Genomic DNA, 18703 nt, shown 5'->3' with positions numbered 1-18703 from the left:
GGGCGTCCACCCGGATCTTCTGCGTCAGGTCGCCCTGGGCGACGGCGGTGGTGACCTCGGCGATGGAACGGACCTGGGCGGTCAGGTTGTCGGCCATGACGTTGACCGATTCCGTCAGGTCCTTCCAGGTGCCGGAGACGCCCTTGACGTCGGCCTGTCCGCCGAGCCGGCCCTCGGTGCCGACCTCGCGGGCCACTCGGGTGACCTCTCCGGCGAACCCGGAGAGCTGGTCGACCATCGTGTTGATGGTCTCCTTCAGCTCCAGGATCTCCCCGCGCGCGGTGACGGTGATCTTCTGGGAGAGGTCGCCCTGGGCCACGGCGGTGGCGACCTGGGCGATGGAGCGGACCTGGGCGGTGAGGTTTCCGGCCATGAAATTGACCGAATCCGTAAGGTCCAGCCAGGCGCCCCCGACGCCGGGTACGTCGGCCTGCCCGCCCAGGGTCCCCTCGGTGCCCACCTCGCGGGCGACCCGCGTCACCTCGGAGGTGAACAGCGACAGCTGGTTCACCATCCCGTTGAAGACGGTGGCGATCTCCCCCAGCAGTCCGTCCGCCCCGTCGGGCAGCCGGGTACGGAAGTCCCCGTCCCGTACGGCGGTCAGCCCGGCCAGCAACTGGCGCAGTTCCGACTCGCCGATCCCGCCGTCGCCCGGCAATGCCGGAGCGCCGCCCAGTGGATCCGCGCCCGCCCGCTCGGCCATCCGTCACCCTCACTCTCGAAACCAACCCGCGCCGACACGCGCACAGGGCAGCGCCCTGGAACCAGGGCATGCCGGAGCGCCCGGTCCCGCGGGATCCGTCCTGACCGCGGCACCGGTTCCGGTGAAGGCTAACGCCGTCGGAGGTGCGGTGGAGCACGGTCGATCACTCCGGCGGCCGACGCGTCCGGCATTCGCGGGAAGGGACTTGCCCGGGCTCCCGGTCCCATCGGCCCGAACTCACGTTCCCACCATGGTGCTTCGGAAATCTTCGGATGCCACCGCCGGCTCCGGGTAGACGAACCGGTATCCAACGGCTCAACGGCAGAAAAGGGGTGAGGACCTTGGCGGTCAAGGCCGTGGGCTGGGCGCGTTCGTTCCCGATTGCGGAGGGCGTCCGGGCAGCGCGGCAGTGGACCGCCGCGCACCTGGCGTCCCTGCCGTGGAACACCTCGGCGGCCGACACCGTGCACTCCGTGCTGCTCTGCGTCTCCGAACTCGTCACCAACGCCCACCTGCACGCCGTCGGCACCGCGCATCTGGTGCTGACCTGGGACGGCCGCTGCCTCCACGTCAGCGTCGCCGACTCCGATCCGCGGCTTCCGCGCACCCGGACCCCCGAGGGCGACGCGAGCGCCACCTCCGGCCGCGGGCTGGGGATCGTCACCGCGCTGGCCGACTCCCTGGACGTGCACGCGTGCCACGGCGGCAAGGCGATCACCGCCTGCTTCCGGCCCGCGGGCGGGCCGGACCCGCATACGGCCGGGCCGTGCGGCGACTGACCCGCAGTCGGGACGGACGCGCGGGACCGGTTCACGCCGCGACGGCGTCCTCGACCGTCGCGTGCAGGGAGAGGACGGTGTCGGCGCCGGTCACGGCGAAGAGCCGTCGCAGCTGCTCGCCCGGGGCGGCGATGCGCAGCGCGGTGGTGTGGTGCAGCCGCAGGAGCAGGTTCAGGAACGAGGAGTCCCCGAAGGTGATGGAGCCGGCGTCCAGAACCACCAGCGGGTGCCGGCCGGCGGCCGCGGTGAGAGCCTCTTCCAGCGGGTTCAGCGTGTCCTGGTCCAGTTCCCCGTGGGCCGCCACCACCCAGCCGTCGCCCGCCGGGTAGCCCTCCCCCACCGCTCCTGGCTGGTACGCGTCCCCGAATCCGCTCATGTCCGCCTCCACGGATCGCCGCCTGTTCGTCTTCGTCAAGGGAGTATGCCTGCTCACGGCGGCGGCACCGCGCCCCCGGTCGACCGGTGCCCCTACGGGCAACCCGTTCGCGACGCGGGAAAAAAAGTCATGCGGCCGAGGTGAATGGAATCGAAAAGACGGGGCACAAGCGCCTCGGCAGCCGCAGTCAATCGGGAGGGAGCGGCCACCATGTCGCGCTCGGCCACCGTTGTAGGCCCCGTTCGTACCACCGACGTGCACGTACCCGTTCGTGACCTGGAGGACCAGGACCCCGGAGTACCGGCGCGGGACGAGGACGTGTCGCGGGTGGAGAACGCCCGCGAGATGTCGCCGTCCGACGCCCGTGAGCTGTCCCGGCACTTCTTCCGGCGGTTGCAGGCCCTGGAGGAGGGGACGCGCGAGTACCAGTACACGCGCAACACCCTGATCGAGATGAACCTCTCGCTCGTGCAGTTCGCCGCGCGGCGCTTCCGGGCCCGCGTGCTCGGCGGCGGCCTCGACATGGACGACATCATCCAGGTGGGGACCATCGGCCTCATCAAGGCCATCGACCGCTACGACCTCGACCGCGAGGTCGAGTTCTCCACGCTCGCCCTGCCGTACATCACGGGCGAGATCAAGCGGTACTTCCGTGACACCACCTGGGCGGTGCACGTCCCCCGCCGCCTGCAGGAGCTGCGGACGGAGCTCGCCAAGGCCCAGGAGGCCCTGACCGACGTCCTGGGCCGGGCGCCGACGGTCAAGGAGGTCGCCCAGCACCTGGAGCTGTCCGAGGAGGAGGTCATCGACGGGCTGGTGGCCGCGAACGGCTACACGAGCGGCTCCCTCGACGCCTCCGGGGGTGACGGCGACGCGCCCTCCACCCCGAGCGGGACGACCCGGCCGCTGGCGGAGCGCCTCGGCGAGGTGGATCCCGCCATGGAGCTCTTCGAGGAGTTCCACACCCTCGCGCCCCTGCTGGAGGAGCTCGACGAGCGCGACCGGCGCATCCTGCAGATGCGCTTCGGGCAGGACAAGACCCAGGCCGAGATCGGCGCCGAACTGGGCATCTCGCAGATGCAGGTCTCCCGCCTGCTGTCCCGGACCCTGGCACGCCTGCGCGCCGGCATGCTCACGGCATAGGCGTGCACCACGACGCCGAGTCCGGGCGGGACGGCGCCGCTGACGGCCCTGCCGCTGCGGGGCCGCCCCGGCGCGCGCCTGAGCGGCAGCTGCGACCTCGACACCCGGCAGGCACTGTCCAGCGCCCTCGGCGTCGTGGCCGGCATGCCCGGCGCGGTCGTCCACCTCGATCTCTCCACCGTGCTCTTCTGCGACGCGGCCTCGGTCGCGGCACTCGTACGGGCATCGGCAGCCCTCGGCGGGCAGGGGCGGCGCCTGTTGCTCCACGACCCGCCGTACTCGCTGCGCAAGGTGGTGGAGATGTTCCCGGAGGAGTGCGCCGCGCTGGAGGTCGCAGCATGATCCCTGTTCCTGCGCCCGCCGGGCCGGGGGCCTTCGTCCATCCCGCCCTCTTCTACCGGGACCTCGACGAGTACGTGACGGGCGTGGGCGGCTTCGTACGCGCCGCCCTCGCGGCCGACGAGCCGGTGCTCGTCGCCGTACCGGGCCCGCGCCTGGACGCCCTGCGCGAGAGCCTCGCCGTGGGCGGCGGCTCCGGGATCACCTGGACGGACATGACGGAACTGGGCCGCAACCCCGGCCGGATCCTGGCCGCCCTGCAGGACTTCGCCGACCGGAACCCGGGCCGGCCGGCGCGGATCGTCGGCGAACCGATATGGCCGGGCCGCTCCCCCGCCGAGGTGCTGGAGGCCACCCGCCACGAGGCCCTCATCAACACCGCCTTCGCCGGCCGGCCCGCGACCGTCCTGTGCCCGTACGACGTCGTCGGACTGGCGCCCGCCGTGGTGCGGGACGCCCGGCGAACGCACCCCACCCTCATGGAGCGGGGCCGTGACGTGCCGAGCCCGGGCTACACCGGGGCCCCGGCGGACCTGGACCGCCCCCTGCCCGAGCCCGGCGGGCCGGTGGCCCGGCTCGCGTACACCCACGGCGGGCTGGCCGAGGTCCGCGAGTACGCCGAGGGCTGGGGACGCCGTACCGGCCTGACCCCGGCGCGGCGCGGCGACCTGATCATGGCGATCAGCGAGGCGGCGGCCAACTCCCTCTCCCACGGTGGCGGGAAGGGCACGCTCCGCCTGTGGACCGTCGACGGACCCGCGGCGGGTGTCGTCGCCGAGATCCACGACGACGGCCGGCTGGCCGATCCGCTGGCGGGGCGGCGCCGCCCCTCCCTCGCCTCGGCCCACGGCGGCCGCGGTCTGTGGATGATCCACCAGCTCTGTGACCTGGTGGAGGTCCGTGCCACGGAGAGCGGCCTGACGCTGCGGCTGCACGTGGCCACGCCCTGAGAGCTACTGTCGCCTACAATGTCACGCGCCTGCCAGGGCGACCACGGGACGCCTGCAGGTATGTGGACTGTGTCGTACATCGATCGTGGCCGCGCCGGGCATACGCCTGTGACAGAGACCAGTGCCAACGCGGGGGTGAGAGAGCTCAGTGGAGACCGTCGGAGCGGAAACGGGTGATCCTGTGGGTGTCGGCCTTCCCGCCGCGGGGCAGCGCCGCCGGCTCGCCCTGACGGGCGTCCGCGGTTCCGTGGCCAAGGGTCGCGACTTCACGCGCCAGGCCCTGCGGGACTGGGGCTGGGACGGGACCGAGACCGCCGAGGACACCCTGCTCCTCGTGTCCGAGCTGCTGACCAACGCGTCACTGCACGCGGGCGGCTGTCACGAGCTCGTCCTCATGAGCGGCAAGGTGCTGCGCATCGAGGTGTACGACGGCACGACGACGCTCCCCCGCCGCGATCCGGCACCCCGGCGCGGCGTCCCCGGCGGCCACGGCCTCCACATAGTGGAGCGGCTGTCCGATCGCTGGGGAGCCGACGTGCACGCGGGCGGCAAGGCCGTCTGGGCCGAGATCGAGGCCACCCGACTGGTGTCCGGCAACGCCACGGGGCGCTAGAGAAGCGTCTCCCTCCGTAGTGGAGCCGCGTCCGCGGGGTATCCGCGGGGCATGGAAACCTCTTCGGATCGGCCGGGCGGCACGCGGCGCCCGATGTGGGGCCGGATCGTCGCCGGCGTAGCGGTGGTCGTGGTGCTGCTGGTGCTCGTGGAGCGCTTCAGCCTGGTACCCGGGTTCGGCGGACTCTTCGGCTCCGACACCAGGGACCGGTCGGGGCCCGCGCTGCTGAAGTCGGTGCAGGACATGGACCGTTACGAGGCAGCGGTCGGAAACTTCCAGGTGGTCGTGGACCTGGAGAAGGACGCGGCGTTCCTGCCGGACGCGATCCGCGGGACCCGCACCCTGTACGTGGGTGCCGGTACGGTCAGCGGCTACGTCGACATGGGCGGGCTGGACGAGCGGGCCGTCACCGTGAACGAGGACCGTACCGGCGCCACGATCCGGCTGCCGCACGCGGTGCTCGGCACGGCGGCCCTCGACCCGAACCGTTCTTACGCGGTGTCGAAGCAGCGGGGCCTGCTGGACCGGATCGGTGATCTGTTCTCCGACAACCCGGCCGGCGAGCAGGCGGTGCAGAAGCTCGCCGCGCAGCACATCGACGCGGCGGCCCGCGACAGCGGTCTCGTCGACCGCGCCGAGAAGAACACCACGTCGATGCTGGAGGGGCTGCTGCGCTCCCTGGGCTTCCGCGAGGTGACGGTCACCTACGGCTGAGCGCCCCCGGCGGGCCGGGCGGGGTCCTCGCGGACGGCCGCGAGGACGAACGCGTGGCCCGCCGGGTCCGCGTAGCGGCGCAGGGTCGTGCGGTTGTCGGGGCGGGTTCCGTCCTCCTCGGCCGCCACCGGGCGCGCCCCGAGGGCCACGGCCTCGCGCTCTGCCTCGTCGAGGGATTCCTGCGCCACCAGGATCCGCAGGTGTACCTCCTGGGAGCCCTCCGGCAGCGGCCAGGTCGGCGTCGCGCGGTGCGGATCCCGGCGGACGCCGAGCAGCAGGCCGGCGTCGCCGGTGACCAGGAACAGTTCGCCGTCGTCGGTGGCCGGGCCCGCCGACGCGCCGAGCAGTTGCGCGTAGAACCGGGCCAGCGGCTCCGGTTCGGCGCAGTCCAGGACGATCACACTTGTCTTGAGTACGGTCATGCCCCCGCGTGTGCCCTGCGTCGTCACCCGTACACGCGCCGTACCGGCCCCTCCCGCCCCGGGGCCGTGCATGGCACCGACGGGGCCGGGTAGCCGCGCTGCGAGACGTCCAAGACGGACGCCCGCACCTCGGGGGTGCGGGACTGCCGACGACAGGGAAGGGGTGCGCATGTCGCACGTCGAGGAGTATGTCGAAGTCAACGTTCCGGTACGCACGGCCTACAACCAGTGGACGCAGTTCGAGGACTTCCCCGCCTTCATGGAGGGCGTCGAGCGCATCGACCAGCGCACCGACACGCTGACCCACTGGGTGACGAACGTGGGCGGCGTACGGCGCGAGTTCGACGCGCAGATCACCGAGCAGCTCCCGGACCGGCGCGTCGCGTGGATGACGGTCGACGGTGAGGCCCGCCAGGCCGGGCTCGTCACCTTCGAGCCGATCGACGCGTCCACCACCAAGGTCGCCCTGCGCATGAACTGGGTGCCCGACGGTCTGGCCGAGGCCGCCGCCGACAAGCTCGGCTTCGTCAAGCGCCAGGTCACAGGTGATCTGAAGCGGTTCAAGCTGTTCATCGAGTCGCGCGGAACCGAGACCGGCGCCTGGCGGGGCGAGGTCTGACCGCCATGAGCGGCGAGGCTGCGAGCAGGGGCGCCGGGACCGTGTCGCGCGGCGGCACGGTCCGGGAGGTCGCGGGGAGATCCGGGCTGGTGGCGCACGGAGTGCTGTACGTGCTGATCGGGGTGCTCGCCGTACGCGTCGCCTTCGGCGGCGGCGAGAAGGAGGCCGACCGGCAGGGCGCCCTCCAGGAGCTCGCGGACAAGCCCCTCGGCTCCGTCCTGATCTGGGCCGTCGGCGTCGGCCTCGTGTGCATGGCGCTGTGGCGCCTGTCGGAGGCCGTGTTCGGCGCGGCCGGACCGAAGGGCGACAAACCCACGAAACGGCTGGCCGCGGCCGCCCGGTGCGTCTTCTACGCGGTGGTGGCCTTCTCCGTCTTCGCGTTCGCGGCGGGCAGCGGCGGCGGCTCCGGGGACGAACAGTCGCGCGACATGACCTCCAAGGCGCTCGGCCTGCCGGCCGGCCAGTGGCTGGTGGGCGCCGTCGGGCTCGGGATCGCCGTCGCGGGAGTGGTCATCGCCGTGCAGGCGGCCCGGCGCGACTTCCGCGAGCACCTGGCCATGGGCGGGTCCTCGCAGGGCTCGCGCAAGGCGGTCGAATTCCTCGGGGTGACCGGTGGGCTGGCCCGCGGGGCCGTGTTCGCGGCGGCCGGCGGCTTCATCCTGTACGCGGCGCTGCGCTACGACCCCGGGCAGGCGAAGGGGCTCGACGACACCCTGAGGTCGTTCTCCCTGACCCCCGCGGGACCGTGGCTGCTGGTCGCGGTCGCCGTCGGACTGGCGTTGTACGGGGCGTTCGACTGGGCGATGGCCCGGTGGCGCGAGGTGTGAGCCGTCCCGCGGGGGCGTGGGGACCGGGAGGCCGCCGGTCTTCAAGGGGGTAACCCGCCTAAGCGGAGCGGGATCCGCGGGTATCTCGGCCAAGTTGTCCGTACGCCCCTGCAAGCCCCCCGCAGTGACGTTCCATCTCCCCCTTACGGGGGCAGCCGCGTGGTGCTGTTGGTTCGTTCACCGAGGAGAGCTCACGATGACGAAGGTCCTGGTCCTGCACAACGTCAGCCTGGTCCGGTCCGCACTGGCCGCCCTGCTGAGATCGGAAGGGCCTTTCGAGGTCACCTCCGCGGGCTGGCGGAGCGCGGCACGGCGCGCGGAGTCCTTACGACCAGACGTGACGGTCGTCGACCTCGACTGTCCGGGGACGACGGCCGTGCTGGCCGACCACGGGCGCGCCGCGGACCGCCAGGTCCTCGCATCCCCCTCCCCCGTGCTCGTGCTCGCGTCGACCGGCGCACCCGGTTCGCTGCACCGGGCCTTCCGCGCCGAGGCCCGTGGGTACGTCGACAAGGACGGCTCGCCGGGCCGGCTGGTCCGGGCGGTGCGGCGGGTGGCCGCGGGGGAACGGTTCATCGACGCCTCGCTGGCCTCCGCCTTCATGGAGGCGGACCCGGTACCGCTGAGCCCGCGCGAGCTGAGCGTGCTGGCCCGGGCGGCGGAGGGCGATTCCATCGTCGAGATAGCGCGCGCACTGCACCTGGCGAGCGGGACGGTGCGCAACTACATGGCCGCGGCGACCCGCAAGACGGGTGCGCGCAACCTCATCGACGCGATCCGGATATCCCGGCGGGAGGGCTGGGTCTGAGTCAGCCGTCCGTGGTCTCGTTCCACTTCCCCACCAGGTCGCGGTAGAGCGGCGATCTGGCCGGGAGTTCCGCGTGCGTGCCGCACACGGCGCGGGTCCCGTCCAGGACGAGGACCCGGTCGGCGCGGGCCGCGGACGAGACCCGGTGGGCCACGACGACGAGGGTGCCGGGCCGGGCCGCGAGGGCCCGTTCGGCACGCTCCTCCGTACGCGGGTCCAGATGGCAGGTGGCTTCGTCGAGGAGCAGGAGCGGCGCCGGCGAGAGGTAGGCGGCGGCGAGCGCGAGCTGCTGGCTCTCGCCGCGGGACAGCAGCCCGGGCCGCACCTCGGCGTCCAGCCCGCCCAGCCGCTCCACCAGGCCGTCCAGTCCCAGGGCGCTGACGGCGTGCCGCACCCGGGCGTCTGCGGACCTGGGGTCGTCGGGCCGGGCGTCGCCCGGGTCCGGGGAGGGGGAGAGGTGGGTGAGGTTCTCCCGCACGGTGCCGGTGAACACGTAGGCCTGCTGCGGCAGGAGCGTCCGCCGGGGGTCCGGTCCGCTCGCGTCCGGTGACCGGCGGGCGGCCGCGCCCGCGACGAGCACCGTGCCCGCGTCGGGTGCGAGCATCCCGGCGAGCAGGGCGGTGAGCGTGGATTTGCCGATGCCGCTCGGACCGACGACGGCGAGGTGCTCCCCCGGCCTCACCACGAGGTCGAGGGCGTCGAGTACCGGCGCCGCGCCGCGGCCGTAGGCGAAGGTGACGCCCCGCAGTTCCGCTGCCGCGGCGGAGGCCGGGCCGGTGGCCTGCTGCGCCTTCGTCGGCGCAACGGCCGGGATCGGGTGCAGCGGGGCGCAGAAGCGCTCCAGGACGACGAGCAGCCGGGTCCCGGCGGAACCGAGGGCCGTCATCAGGGAGTTGAGGGCCGGCAGCAGGGCCTGCACCACGTAGGTGAGACCGCCGGCGAGCGTTCCGGCGGTGACCCCGTGCGTGAGCAGCCAGGGCGCCGCGGCGAGCAGCGCGACCACCGGCAGCCGGCCCGCCGTGCCCAGCGCCAGGGTCCGCAGGGCCGCCCAGCGTGCGAGCCGGCGGGCCAGCCGCTCCTGGGCGGCGATCAGGGACCCGACCCGGTCCTGCGCCGCCGCCTGTCCGCCGCAGGCCACGACGTCTCGCAGGCCCTCGCCCAGCTCCCCCAGCCGGTCCGCGAGCGCCTCGTCGGTGTCCAGGGAGCTGCGTTGCACGGCCGCCATGGGGCGGAGCGTGGCCAGGAAGACGGCCACGCCGAGGAGCAGGGGCGGCAGCACGATCAGCAGCAGGACCGGGGCCAGCGCCGCCATGCCCGCGAAGGCGCCCACGGCGGTGAACACGAACGAGCGCACCGTCAGGACCAGCCCGGCGAAGGAGTCCCGGGCCATTTCCGTCTGCTGGGTCAGGCGGGACACCGCGCCGGCGTCGGGAGCCCGTACCGGGTCGCCCACCGCGCGGTCCAGCGCCTGCCGGACCGCCCGCCGGACCAGGCCGTCCCGCAGCGGCTCGACGAGGTCGGCGAGTCCGGCGAAGACACCCCGCAGCGCGAACCCGCCGAGCAGCGCTCCGGCCGCGGCCGCGGCCAGCCAGGCCAGTCCGGTGGCGGTGCGGCCGGTGAGGAAGCCGTCGTCGAGGGCGCGGGCCACTGCGTAGCCGCCGAGGAAGGTGTGCGCGGATTCGAGGAGCGACCATGCCGCCAGGCGCGCCAGGACGCTCTTGCGGCCGCGCAGGAACCGCCGGCCCTCGGGAGCCACCCGGCGCCAGGCCTCCGTCTCGGTCCCGGTCCCCGTCTCGGTCCCCGGCCCGGTTCCGGTCATCGGCCCGCCTCCTGCCTCCGTGAGGGCGACGGGCGGTCGTCCGCCTCCGTCCCGGGCGTCGCCGTCGCGTCGGCGGCGAACACCTCCCGGTAGGCGGGCTCGCGCCGCCACAGTTCGGCATGGGGGCCGGCCGCCCGTATCCGTCCGTCGTCGAGCCATACGACGAGGTCGGCTCGGGCGGCGGAGGAGAGGCGGTGGGCGACCACGATCCGGGTGCCGGGCCGGATCTCGCGGGCGAGCGCCCGCTCGACCTCCCGGGCGGTGACGGTGTCGAGGCTGGAGGTGGCGTCGTCCAGTACGAGGAGCCTGCCCGCGTGGCAGAACGCCCGGGCCAGCCCGAGGCGTTGGACCTCACCGCCGGACAGCGGGGCGTCGGCGAGGCGCGTCGCGTACCCGTCGGGCAGGCGCCGTACGAACGGGTCGGCGCCCGCGGCCCGCGCCGCGGCCCGCACCGCCCGCGGCCCGGGGGCCGGGCCCGCGCCGAACCCGATCGCGTCGGCGACCGTCCCGCCGAACAGCACCGGCCTGTCGAAGGCGTAGCCCACCTCGCGGCGCAGGGCTTCGGCGGTCAGCTCCCGCAGCGGAACGCCGTCCAGCAGCACCTGGCCGGCGTCGGGGTCGGTGAGCCGGCCGGCCACGGCGGCGAACAGCGTCTTGCCCGCCCCGGACCGGCCCACCACCGCCACGGTGCTTCCTCCGGGGATCAGCAGGCCGACGTCCCGCAGGACGGCCGACCCGCCGCGCACGACGGTCACGTCACGCAGCTCCAGGGTGCCGGGCCCGCCGTCCGGCAGGTCGGCGCGGCCGTGGCCGAGCGGGGGCAGGGCCAGGACTGCGGCGGTCCGGCGGGCGGCGGCCCTACCGCGGACCACCGCCGCCAGCGCGCCGGTCACCGCGCCGACACCGGCGGCGAGGCCCGCGTACCGCAGGGCGGCGAGGAGTTCGCCGACCCCGATGGCCCCGGCCGACAGACGGATGCCGCCGACGGCGAGGACCGCGTACAGGAGCATCGGCATGAGGGCGGAGGACCGGGCCGTCGTGCCGCCGTAGACCTGCCACATGCGCCTGCCCTCGGCGCCCAGTTCGGGCAGCCGCGCGAGGATGCGGGCGCGTTCTCGGTCGGCGGTCCCGGCGGCGGCGATCGTGCGGGCCCCGGCCAGCGCTTCGACGAGGCGTCCCGCGGTCGCGAGCTGGACCTGCTGGTAGCGGGCGACGCTGGTGAGGGTGTCGCGGGTGAAGGCCCGCAGCAGGAGCACCAGCAACGGCAGGCCCAGCAGGAAGGTGAGCGCCGTCCACGGGTCGATGAGGAAGAGCGCGGCCACCGCGCCGAGCGGCGGCAGCAGCGCGGCGACGCCGTGCGCGACGGCCGTAGGGACCTTCCCCGCCTCCGCGGCGTGTGCGGTCAGCCGCGCGGCGCTCTCGCCGGGGGCGTGGCGGGCCGCGTGGTGCGGTGCGGTCCCCAGCAGCCGGGCGAGCCCGAGCCTGCGCAGCAGGGCGGTGGAGCGGCCGTCGACCTCCCCGGTCAGTCGTGCGGCGGCGGCGTCCAGGGCCACTTCGGCCGCGATGACGGCGGCGCACAGCAGGGTCCAGGCGGGGCCCGACGGGTCCGCGCGCAGCAGCAGGTCCAGGGTGTGGCCGAGGACGGCCGGTTCGGCGAGCGCCGCCGCGGCGGCCGCCAGCGTGCATCCGAGGACCGCGGCGGTACGCCCGCCGCTGTGCCGGGCGGCTGCGACGAGCGCCCGGTCCGCGTCGCGTCCCAGGGCGGCCTCCGGCTCCTGCGCCGGTCCGGCGGCAGCGTCGGGAGGGCCGGCCGCGTCGGGAGGGCTCATCGGCGGGATGCCTCCAGTGATGTGGTGCGGGCCCGGGCGGTGAACCGCCCGGGCCCGAGGTGACCCGGGTCAGTTACAGGTCGTGATGCTCAGGCTGCTGTCCCCGCAGAGGAGCAGGCTGGCGCGGCTGCCGCCACCCGTCATCGCGACCTCGGTGGTCTCTTCCTTCGGGGTCTCCATCGACTGCAGGTCAAGAAGCGTCATGTCAGGTTCCTCTTCTTCTCTCGAGTGGTGCGATGGGTCACGGCCCCGGACGGGACCGGCTCGTGGGCCGCTGCGGCGTCGCGCAGCGGCGGGAGGAACGGCAGGTGCGCGCGCCCGCCGGGCGCCGCACTGCCGAGGGCGAGGAGAGCGCCGGCCGTGCCCGTGGTGAGGTCCATGGACAGCCGCATCATCTGCTCGCCGGGGAAGGCCAGATGCCCCTGGTACGGCACGGCGTGCCGAGCCAGTGCGTCGATCTGGCGGGCGATGGCGCCGGGCCCGGTGCCCGGCCCGGGGGTGGTGGTCCGGGCCAGGTGCAGGATCATTCCGGCGGCGCCGCGCATCAGCCCGGGCTGGGCGTAGAAGGTGGCCTGGGCCGCTCGTACGATCTCCAGCCGGGCCTGTTCGAAGCGCTCGTCGGGACCGTGCTCCAGCCAGTCGTCGAGGACCATGCCGATGCCGACGCTGCCCTCGCCGAGGTACGGCATGGTGCGCCAGCCCTCGTTCACCTGGAGGGTGCCATAGGCGCTGGTGACGCAGCGGTCGAGGTCCCGGTGGAGTGCGTGGGCGGCCTGGATCAGCAGTTCCTTGTCGCCGGTGCGCTCGTAGAGGCGTACGAAGAGCAGGGCCGGTCCGGAGTTCCCGTACAGCAGGCCGGCGCGCGTGGGCCGATGCTCCGGCCGGGCGAGCAGTTCGGCGCACCGCAGGGCCGCGGAGTGCAGTTCGCGCTCGCCGCTAGCGGTGCCGAGCGCGTCCAGGGCGAGGCCGATGCCGGCGAGGCCGCCGTACAGGTCGGGGCCGGCGCTCTCCCAGGGCTGGTGCAGCAGCCGCTCGGTGAGGGCGAGGGCGCGCTCCGGGTGTCCGAGCCGGTGGAGCGTCCAGGCCGTGCCGGCGAGGCCGTCGTAGAAGCCGAGCGGAGTGCCGGAGGCCGGTTCCGCGGTCCGGTCGAGCAGCCACTCCTCGGCTTCCGGCCAGGTGCCGGCGCCGGTCTCGGCGAGCGCGTGCAGCACCCCGGCGATCCCGTTGCCGAAGCCGATGCCGCCGTGGGCGGTCGCGAACTGGGCGATGTCGCCGGGGACGAAGCGGTCCTCGCGGTGCGGGGTCGCGCTCGCCCGCAGCGCCGTGGTCATCGAGGTACGGGCGGCCGGCCATTGCCGGGGTTCGACGGGGAGGTACGGTCCGGACGGCGCGGGCAGGCGGGCGCCCGGCCGGCCCTCCGGTACGCCGGACAGGATCTCCTCGACGGCCTCGTCGAGGAACCGGCGCGGTACGGGGAACTGCTCGGCGGCGACGGCGGCCAGGTGTGCGGCCTTGGTGCGGTCCATGACGAGCAGGCTGGTCAGCGGCAGGAACAGGGCGAGCCGCAGGCAGGCGAGGGCGTAGCGGTCGACGGCGAATCCGCGCCGCTCGGCGGGGGCGACGAAGGCCGGGTTGGCGACGGTCTGCCGCAGTCCCTCGTCGATGTGCGCGGCGGCCTCGAAGTCCAGCAGGGCGACGGAGGGTTCCCCGGCCGCGTCCTCGGCCACCATGATGTTGAAGAGGTGGAGGTCGTTGAAGACGACCCCTCGGGCGTGGACGGCGTCGACGGCTTCGGTGACCCGCTGGTGGATCTTCAGCGCCCACGCCGTGTAGGAGGCGAGTTCCGCCGGGGTGGGGTCCGCCTCGATCAGCGGGTGGCGGCGGGCGAAGTAGGTGTTGAGCGGTTTGCCGTCGAGGTGTTGCAGGACCAGGAAGTGGTGGTCGCCGACCGTGAAGGTGCCGCGGACCGCCGGTACGCAGTCCAGGCCCGCCAGCCGTTCCAGCGCGGCCCTCTCGCGGTGCAGCCGGGTCACGGCGTCGGCGCCGTCGGCGGCGAGTCCGGCGTGGGGCCGGGCCTCCTTGAGGACGACGGCCTCGCCGGTGCGGGTGTCCTTGCCGACGTAGACGCCGCCGCCGTTGGAGAAGTGCAGCGCCCGCTCCACCGTGAAGGGGATGTCGGTCAGGGTGACGGCGGAGCGCGCCCGGAGGTGGGGCGCCAGGAAGGCGGGCAGTTCGAGCCACTCGGGCGGCTGGAAGGCGGGACCGCGCCGGTCCGGGACGAGCCGGCCGTCGGGGGTCTCGACGGCCGGGACCAGTTCGCCGTGCTCGTCGTAGCAGTGCCGCAGGGTGAAGCTTCCGTAGCGCACGTGGACCGGGCCGGCGCCCCAGCGCAGATCGCTGAGGATGTACGGGCCGGCCGCCCCGGCCAGCGCGGCGTCGAGGTCCTCCGCGATGCGGCGGCACTGCTGCTCGTCGGCGGGGTACACGGTGATGAACTTCCCGCTCGCCGCGCGGTCCGCGTACTTGGCGTTGCGCAGGTGCAGCAGGTAGCGGCTCGGGATGAACTTGAAGGCGATGTCGCGCTCGGTGCAGTAGGCGTACACCGTCCCGAGCACCGACTCGGCGTTGTCGAGCGTGGCCGAGACGTGGATCTTCCAGCCCTGCGCGGGCAGTTCGGCGCCGGCGGGGCGCAGGGCGAGCCAGTCGCCGCTGCGGTGCGAGCGCCAGCCCGGCGGGACGGGGGCGAGGGCGGCCGGGTAGCTCTCTCCGGCCCGCCGGTACGGCGCGTCGTAGAACCAGCGGTCTGCGTCGCAGAAGGCGGCGTACCCCTTGTTCACACCTGCTCCCTCGGTCGGTGGCAGACCCGAAGGTGTCACGCCCGGCGCGGGGTGCGACAGTCACCGCTGTCACCGACGGGGTGTGCAGTACTCACGAGTCACGAAGGGCGGCGGTGCCACCAGTGCCTGCGGCGCGGGTGCACGGCGCGGCCCAGCCGCAGGCCGATCAGGAGGTAACCGAGGAGCGCGCCGGCGGTGTTGAGGATGACGTCGTCGATGTCGAAGACGCGCCCGGTGACGAGGGCTCCCTGGATCAGTTCCACGAGCGTCATCAGGCACACGGTCACCACGGCGACCCGCAGGAGTCCGCGGGCGGGCGGCAGCAGGACGGGCAGGAGCACGCCGAACGGCACGCCGAGCAGGAGGTTGCCGCCCACCTGGCGGGCTGCCTCGACCGTCGACGCGCTCTCCAGGTAGGCGCCGATCGAGCGGCCCGGCTGGAGATTGGCGTGCACGAGGGCCGCCGAGGCGGCGGAGGGTTCCAGGGTCAGCCGGGCCAGGACCACGCTGAACAGGACGGTTCCGGCGAAGGCGGCCAGCATGGCCAGTGCCCGTACGGCCGGGTGGGCCGGGCGGGTCTTCGTACCGGTGTCCGGTCGCACCGCTTCCTGCGGTTCTTCGTCGCGCCGTCGCGCGTAGCTCCACGTCATGGGGGCGCGTCTACCCGGCGGTCGGGCCGGTACGCGGGGCCTCACGGGCGCATGGGCGCGGGTCCGGGAGGGCACGCGCACGGGGTGACCGACATCCCCCGCACCACTTCGCGCCGAGGCTCTCCGCCCGCCGCCACCTCCACCGTCCCCGGCCTCGCGGCGCGCACCCGCGCCGAGTTGCGGCGTACGGCCGTCCGCGTGTGGACGGACAACCTGGCCGACCACGCGGCCGCCCTCACCTACTACGCCCTGCTGGCGCTGCTGCCGGCGCTCGTCATCGCCGTCTCCGTCGTGGGGCTGCTGGGCGGGACGCGGCGGGACCGGCTCGTCGCCGACCTGACGGCGTACGCGCCGCCGCAGTCGGCGCAGGTGCTCCGGGAGGCGCTGGGCAGCCTCCCCGAGGGGCATTCGTCGATGTGGGCCCTGCTGCTCGGCGGGGTGGTGAGCGCGCTGTGGTCGGCGTGCAGTTACCTGGCGGTGTTCCGCCGCGCCCTGCACACGATGCACCGGGTGCCGGACACGCGGCGTCCGCTGCGTGCCGCGCACACCCTCGTCGCCCACGCGGCGCTGCTGCTGGTGCTGCTCGTCGTCGGCGCCGTGGGCCTGGTGGTGTCCGGGCCGCCGGCCCGTTGGGCGGCGCGGGCCGTGGGAGCGGGCGGTGCGGAAGCCGTCGCGTTCCTGCGCTGGCCCGTGCTCCTGGTGGTCGTGACCCTTCTGGTGCTGGTCCTCTTCCGGACCGGGCCGGCCCAGAGCCGGGGCACTCGGCGGGGGCTGCCCGGCGGCGTACTGGCGGCGCTGCTGTGGCTGGCCGCCTCGGCGCTCTTCACGCTGTACACGCAACTGGACACGTACGGCCGCCTGTACGGGTCGCTGGCCGGGATCGTGGTCTTCGTGGTGTGGCTCTGGTTCGCCAATCTGGCGCTGGTCACCGGAGCCCAGTTCAACGCCGAGCGGGCGCGGCGGCCGGCGGCCGGGCAGGAGGCCTGAGGCCCCGCGGCCCGGCCGCGCGGGGGCCTACTTCGTGCGCCGGGCCCGTCGGGCGCGGCGGGCGAGCACGGCGGCGGTCAGTACACCGGCGACGGTGGCCAGCGCGGTGCGGTTGGCCCGTGCCAGGGTCGCGGCCCGGGCTGCCCTGGCCTTCGCGGAGTCGAGGTTGCGGTGCCCGGCGAGCCGTCCGGCGCGGGCGGCGGTGTCCCGGACGCGCGTCGCCGTGCGGATCGCCCCGGCGAGGACCGGATCGGGGGTCTTGTCCTCCACGAGGCGCCCGACGTGCACGGCCGTGTCCCGGAGCCGGCCGGTCGCGCGGGTGGCGTACCGCCGGAGCTCCGCCGGGGTGGGGACGGACTTTTCGTTCGCGTGCGGTATCAGTGTCATGGCGATGTCCTCTCCTTGAAACAGTCGTTCTCGGCTCGGAGTTGTCAGCGTTCGGTGTGTGCTGCGCGGGTACCCGGCAACGGCCCGATCACGCGCGCGGGGCCGGGATGCGGTGATGCGGGGATGCGGTCCGTCAGCCCGCTCCGCCCGGGAGGATCTCCTTGGCCTTGGCGACGGCGAAGCCCCATGCCTGGCCCACGGTCGGCTTCGCGGGGACGGCGACCTCGTCGGGGTTGGTCGTGACGTCCAGCAGGACGGGACCCGGGGTCTCGAAGGCCTTGCGCACGCCGTCGTGGAGGTCGTCGGGGTCGGTGACGCGGATGCCCGTGAGTCCGAGCGCGGTGGCGACGGCGGCGAAGTCGGGGTTGTCCAGGACGGTGCCGAACTCGGGCAGCCCGACCTGTTCCTGTTCGAGTTCGACCATGCCCAGGCGGCGGTTGTCGAAGAGGACGATCTTCACGGGCAGCCGGTGGGCGGCGATCGTCATGAGGTCGCCCAGCAGCATGCTCAGGCCGCCGTCACCGCAGAGGGCTACGACCTGCCGCCCGGGCGCGCGGAGTTGAGCTCCGAGGGCCTGGGGCATGGCGTTGGCCATCGACCCGAGGTTGTACGAGCCGATCAGGCGGCGGCTGCCGCGCATGGTGACGAAGCGGGAGAGCCAGACGGTGGCCATGCCGGTGTCGGAGGTGAAGACGGCGTCGTCGGCGGCGTACGCGTCCACCGCGGCGGCCAGGGCCTCGGGGCGGACGGCATGGTCCCGGTTGTCCAGGGCCGCCCGCAGCCTGCCGGTCAGGCGCCGGTCGTGGGCCGGGTCGGCCAGCCGCCGCTGTCCTTCCCGCCATGTCGCGAACCGGTCCCGGGCGTCGTCCAGGTGGGCCCGGTCGGGTGCCTTCTCCAGCAGCGGCAGCAGGGCCCGCAGCGTCGCCCCCACGTCTCCGGCCAGGCCCACGTCGACGGGCACCCGGCGCCCCAGGTGCTCCTCGCGGACGTCGATCTGGACGACCTTGCGGCCCTTCGGGTACCAGTCGCGGTAGGGGAAGTCGGTGCCCAGCATGAGCAGCGCGTCGCCGCGGTCGAGGGCGTGCGCGGCGGCGGGGTTGCCGATCAGGCCGGTCTGGCCGACCTCGTAGGCGTTGTCGTGCTCGAAGCCCTCCTTCGCCTTGAGGGTGAGCACCATGGGCGCGGCGAGCAGCTCGGCGGTGCGGAGCACCTCGGTACGGGCTTCGCGGGCTCCGCGGCCGACCAGCAGGGTGACGCGGGAGGCGGTGTTGAGGAGTTCGGCCGCCTCGGCGAGGGCCGCGTCGTCAGGTCGGGTGACGGCGTGGCCGAGGGCGAACCGGACGGGCCGGTCCTCGCTCAGCTCCATGTCGCCGAGGTCCGCGGGCACGGTGAGCACCGCCACTCCGCCCTGGCCGACGGCGGCGCGGACGGCGGACTCCAGCATGCGGGGCATCTGCTCCGGGGAGGTGACGGTGGCGCGGTAGACGGCCACGTCACGGAAGAGGAGGTCGTTGTCGACCTCCTGGAAGTAGTCGCCGCCCATCTCGGCGAGCGGCACCTGGCCGCAGATCGCGAGCACCGGGGCACGGCTCTTGGCCGCGTCGTACAGCCCGTTGAGGAGGTGTACGGAGCCCGGTCCGACGGTGCCCGCGCACACCCCGAGGACGCCCGAGAGCTGGGACTGCGCGCCGGCGGCGAAGGCGGCGGCCTCTTCGTGCCGGCAGCCGACCCAGTCCAGGCCGTCGGTGGTGCGGATCGCTTCGGTCAGTGGGTTCAGCGCGTCTCCGACGACTCCGAAGACGTGCTGGACGCCCAGGCTCTTCAGTCCTTCGACGATGACGTGGGCGACGGTGCGTGATGCCACAGGAGTACCCTCCGGTCGGTTCGGTACGTACGGCTTC

At 74.1% G+C, this 18703-nt stretch carries 20 protein-coding genes; 10 read left to right on the top strand and 10 right to left on the bottom strand.

Annotated elements, in window-relative coordinates; genetic code table 11:
• The coding region (locus IG86_RS0135270) for a HAMP domain-containing protein (RefSeq protein ID WP_030833303.1) at window positions 1–703 on the bottom strand (703 nt) is incomplete at its 3' end.
• Window positions 704–1044: 341 nt separating this feature from the next.
• On the opposite strand from IG86_RS0135270, the gene IG86_RS0135265 reads away from it, so the two are divergent.
• On the top strand, window positions 1045–1482 hold the full coding sequence (locus IG86_RS0135265; RefSeq protein WP_030833299.1) for an ATP-binding protein: 438 nt from the start codon (window positions 1045–1047) through the stop codon (window positions 1480–1482).
• A gap of 31 nt (window positions 1483–1513) precedes the next feature.
• On the opposite strand, the gene IG86_RS0135260 is transcribed toward IG86_RS0135265, so the two are convergent.
• On the bottom strand, window positions 1514–1858 hold the full coding sequence (locus IG86_RS0135260) for an STAS domain-containing protein (RefSeq protein ID WP_030833296.1): 345 nt from the start codon (window positions 1856–1858) through the stop codon (window positions 1514–1516).
• A 210-nt stretch (window positions 1859–2068) separates the two neighbouring features.
• Here IG86_RS0135260 and IG86_RS0135255 point away from each other — a divergent pair, with 210 nt between their 5' ends.
• The 5 genes from IG86_RS0135255 (at window position 2069) to IG86_RS0135235 (ending at window position 5617) form a co-directional block, all read left to right on the top strand.
• A complete protein-coding gene (locus IG86_RS0135255; RefSeq protein WP_030833293.1) occupies window positions 2069–3001 on the top strand; it encodes a SigB/SigF/SigG family RNA polymerase sigma factor in 933 nt (310 codons plus the stop codon).
• Between the two features lie 39 nt (window positions 3002–3040).
• Window positions 3041–3343: an STAS domain-containing protein gene (locus IG86_RS0135250; RefSeq protein ID WP_078848633.1), complete on the top strand. Its 303-nt coding sequence runs from the start codon at window positions 3041–3043 to the stop codon at window positions 3341–3343.
• A complete protein-coding gene (locus tag IG86_RS0135245; protein ID WP_030902332.1) occupies window positions 3340–4290 on the top strand; it encodes a sensor histidine kinase in 951 nt (316 codons plus the stop codon). The genes IG86_RS0135250 and IG86_RS0135245 overlap by 4 nt, the downstream gene beginning before the upstream one ends.
• A 181-nt stretch (window positions 4291–4471) precedes the next feature.
• Window positions 4472–4903, top strand: a complete 432-nt coding sequence (locus IG86_RS39425) for an ATP-binding protein (protein WP_045937392.1) — start codon at window positions 4472–4474, stop codon at window positions 4901–4903.
• A gap of 51 nt (window positions 4904–4954) precedes the next feature.
• Complete coding sequence (locus IG86_RS0135235) at window positions 4955–5617, top strand: DUF4230 domain-containing protein (RefSeq protein ID WP_030655116.1); 663 nt, start codon at window positions 4955–4957, stop codon at window positions 5615–5617.
• Here the strand turns inward: IG86_RS0135235 and IG86_RS0135230 are convergent.
• Entirely contained in the window at window positions 5608–6039 is a 432-nt protein-coding gene (locus IG86_RS0135230; RefSeq protein ID WP_037943568.1) for a VOC family protein, read from the bottom strand. The two genes, IG86_RS0135235 and IG86_RS0135230, sit on opposite strands and share 10 nt — an antisense overlap.
• 169 nt (window positions 6040–6208) lie before the next feature.
• Between IG86_RS0135230 and IG86_RS0135225 the strand changes: the two genes are divergently transcribed.
• The 3 genes from IG86_RS0135225 to IG86_RS0135215 all read left to right on the top strand — a co-directional run bounded on the left by IG86_RS0135225 (window position 6209) and on the right by IG86_RS0135215 (window position 8293).
• Window positions 6209–6658, top strand: a complete 450-nt coding sequence (locus IG86_RS0135225; RefSeq protein ID WP_030833278.1) for an SRPBCC family protein — start codon at window positions 6209–6211, stop codon at window positions 6656–6658.
• 5 nt (window positions 6659–6663) lie between these two features.
• Complete coding sequence (locus IG86_RS0135220; RefSeq protein WP_030902328.1) at window positions 6664–7485, top strand: DUF1206 domain-containing protein; 822 nt, start codon at window positions 6664–6666, stop codon at window positions 7483–7485.
• A gap of 196 nt (window positions 7486–7681) precedes the next feature.
• Window positions 7682–8293 carry a response regulator transcription factor gene (locus IG86_RS0135215; RefSeq protein WP_030655128.1) on the top strand — a complete coding sequence of 204 codons (612 nt, stop codon included), beginning with the start codon at window positions 7682–7684 and terminating at the stop codon, window positions 8291–8293.
• Window position 8294: 1 nt separating this feature from the next.
• On the opposite strand, the gene IG86_RS0135210 is transcribed toward IG86_RS0135215, so the two are convergent.
• The 5 genes from IG86_RS0135210 to IG86_RS0135190 all read right to left on the bottom strand — a co-directional run bounded on the left by IG86_RS0135210 (window position 8295) and on the right by IG86_RS0135190 (window position 15428).
• On the bottom strand, window positions 8295–10112 hold the full coding sequence (locus tag IG86_RS0135210; RefSeq protein WP_030833274.1) for an ATP-binding cassette domain-containing protein: 1818 nt from the start codon (window positions 10110–10112) through the stop codon (window positions 8295–8297).
• Window positions 10109–11941 carry an ATP-binding cassette domain-containing protein gene (locus IG86_RS0135205; protein WP_051785587.1) on the bottom strand — a complete coding sequence of 611 codons (1833 nt, stop codon included), beginning with the start codon at window positions 11939–11941 and terminating at the stop codon, window positions 10109–10111. Before IG86_RS0135205 ends, IG86_RS0135210 begins: the two co-directional genes overlap by 4 nt.
• Before the next feature lie 69 nt (window positions 11942–12010).
• A complete protein-coding gene (locus tag IG86_RS0135200; RefSeq protein ID WP_030655136.1) occupies window positions 12011–12145 on the bottom strand; it encodes a SapB/AmfS family lanthipeptide in 135 nt (44 codons plus the stop codon).
• The gene (lanKC, locus tag IG86_RS0135195; protein WP_030902324.1) at window positions 12142–14778 is read right to left on the bottom strand and encodes a class III lanthionine synthetase LanKC; all 2637 of its coding nucleotides are present in this window, start codon (window positions 14776–14778) and stop codon (window positions 12142–12144) included. Before lanKC ends, IG86_RS0135200 begins: the two co-directional genes overlap by 4 nt.
• Window positions 14779–14876: 98 nt before the next feature.
• Entirely contained in the window at window positions 14877–15428 is a 552-nt protein-coding gene (locus IG86_RS0135190) for a VanZ family protein (protein WP_234316336.1), read from the bottom strand.
• Window positions 15429–15512: 84 nt separating this feature from the next.
• Here IG86_RS0135190 and IG86_RS0135185 point away from each other — a divergent pair, with 84 nt between their 5' ends.
• Complete coding sequence (locus IG86_RS0135185; RefSeq protein WP_234316337.1) at window positions 15513–16415, top strand: YihY/virulence factor BrkB family protein; 903 nt, start codon at window positions 15513–15515, stop codon at window positions 16413–16415.
• A gap of 27 nt (window positions 16416–16442) precedes the next feature.
• Here the strand turns inward: IG86_RS0135185 and IG86_RS0135180 are convergent, their stop codons facing one another.
• Window positions 16443–16802, bottom strand: a complete 360-nt coding sequence (locus IG86_RS0135180; protein WP_051785586.1) for a hypothetical protein — start codon at window positions 16800–16802, stop codon at window positions 16443–16445.
• Between the two features lie 133 nt (window positions 16803–16935).
• A complete protein-coding gene (locus IG86_RS0135175) occupies window positions 16936–18666 on the bottom strand; it encodes a thiamine pyrophosphate-dependent enzyme (protein ID WP_030902321.1) in 1731 nt (576 codons plus the stop codon).
• Window positions 18667–18703 lie beyond the last annotated feature (37 nt).

The sequence above is a fragment of the Streptomyces virginiae genome (assembly GCF_000720455.1).
Taxonomy (GTDB): Bacteria; Actinomycetota; Actinomycetes; order Streptomycetales; family Streptomycetaceae; genus Streptomyces; species Streptomyces virginiae.
The sequence above is the reverse complement of the archived record's forward strand: the minus strand, read 5'-3'. Positions and strand labels throughout refer to the sequence as shown.

Coding starts and splice junctions, on each gene's coding strand:
- IG86_RS0135260 (WP_030833296.1), bottom strand. CDS start 1,858: ATGAGCGGATTCGGGGACGCGTACCAGCCAGGAGCGGTGGGGGAGGGC.
- IG86_RS0135255 (WP_030833293.1), top strand. CDS start 2,069: ATGTCGCGCTCGGCCACCGTTGTAGGCCCCGTTCGTACCACCGACGTG.
- IG86_RS0135245 (WP_030902332.1), top strand. CDS start 3,340: ATGATCCCTGTTCCTGCGCCCGCCGGGCCGGGGGCCTTCGTCCATCCC.
- IG86_RS0135235 (WP_030655116.1), top strand. CDS start 4,955: ATGGAAACCTCTTCGGATCGGCCGGGCGGCACGCGGCGCCCGATGTGG.
- IG86_RS0135230 (WP_037943568.1), bottom strand. CDS start 6,039: ATGACCGTACTCAAGACAAGTGTGATCGTCCTGGACTGCGCCGAACCG.
- IG86_RS0135225 (WP_030833278.1), top strand. CDS start 6,209: ATGTCGCACGTCGAGGAGTATGTCGAAGTCAACGTTCCGGTACGCACG.
- IG86_RS0135220 (WP_030902328.1), top strand. CDS start 6,664: ATGAGCGGCGAGGCTGCGAGCAGGGGCGCCGGGACCGTGTCGCGCGGC.
- IG86_RS0135215 (WP_030655128.1), top strand. CDS start 7,682: ATGACGAAGGTCCTGGTCCTGCACAACGTCAGCCTGGTCCGGTCCGCA.
- IG86_RS0135210 (WP_030833274.1), bottom strand. CDS start 10,112: ATGACCGGAACCGGGCCGGGGACCGAGACGGGGACCGGGACCGAGACG.
- IG86_RS0135205 (WP_051785587.1), bottom strand. CDS start 11,941: ATGAGCCCTCCCGACGCGGCCGGCCCTCCCGACGCTGCCGCCGGACCG.
- IG86_RS0135200 (WP_030655136.1), bottom strand. CDS start 12,145: ATGACGCTTCTTGACCTGCAGTCGATGGAGACCCCGAAGGAAGAGACC.
- IG86_RS0135190 (WP_234316336.1), bottom strand. CDS start 15,428: ATGACGTGGAGCTACGCGCGACGGCGCGACGAAGAACCGCAGGAAGCG.
- IG86_RS0135180 (WP_051785586.1), bottom strand. CDS start 16,802: ATGACACTGATACCGCACGCGAACGAAAAGTCCGTCCCCACCCCGGCG.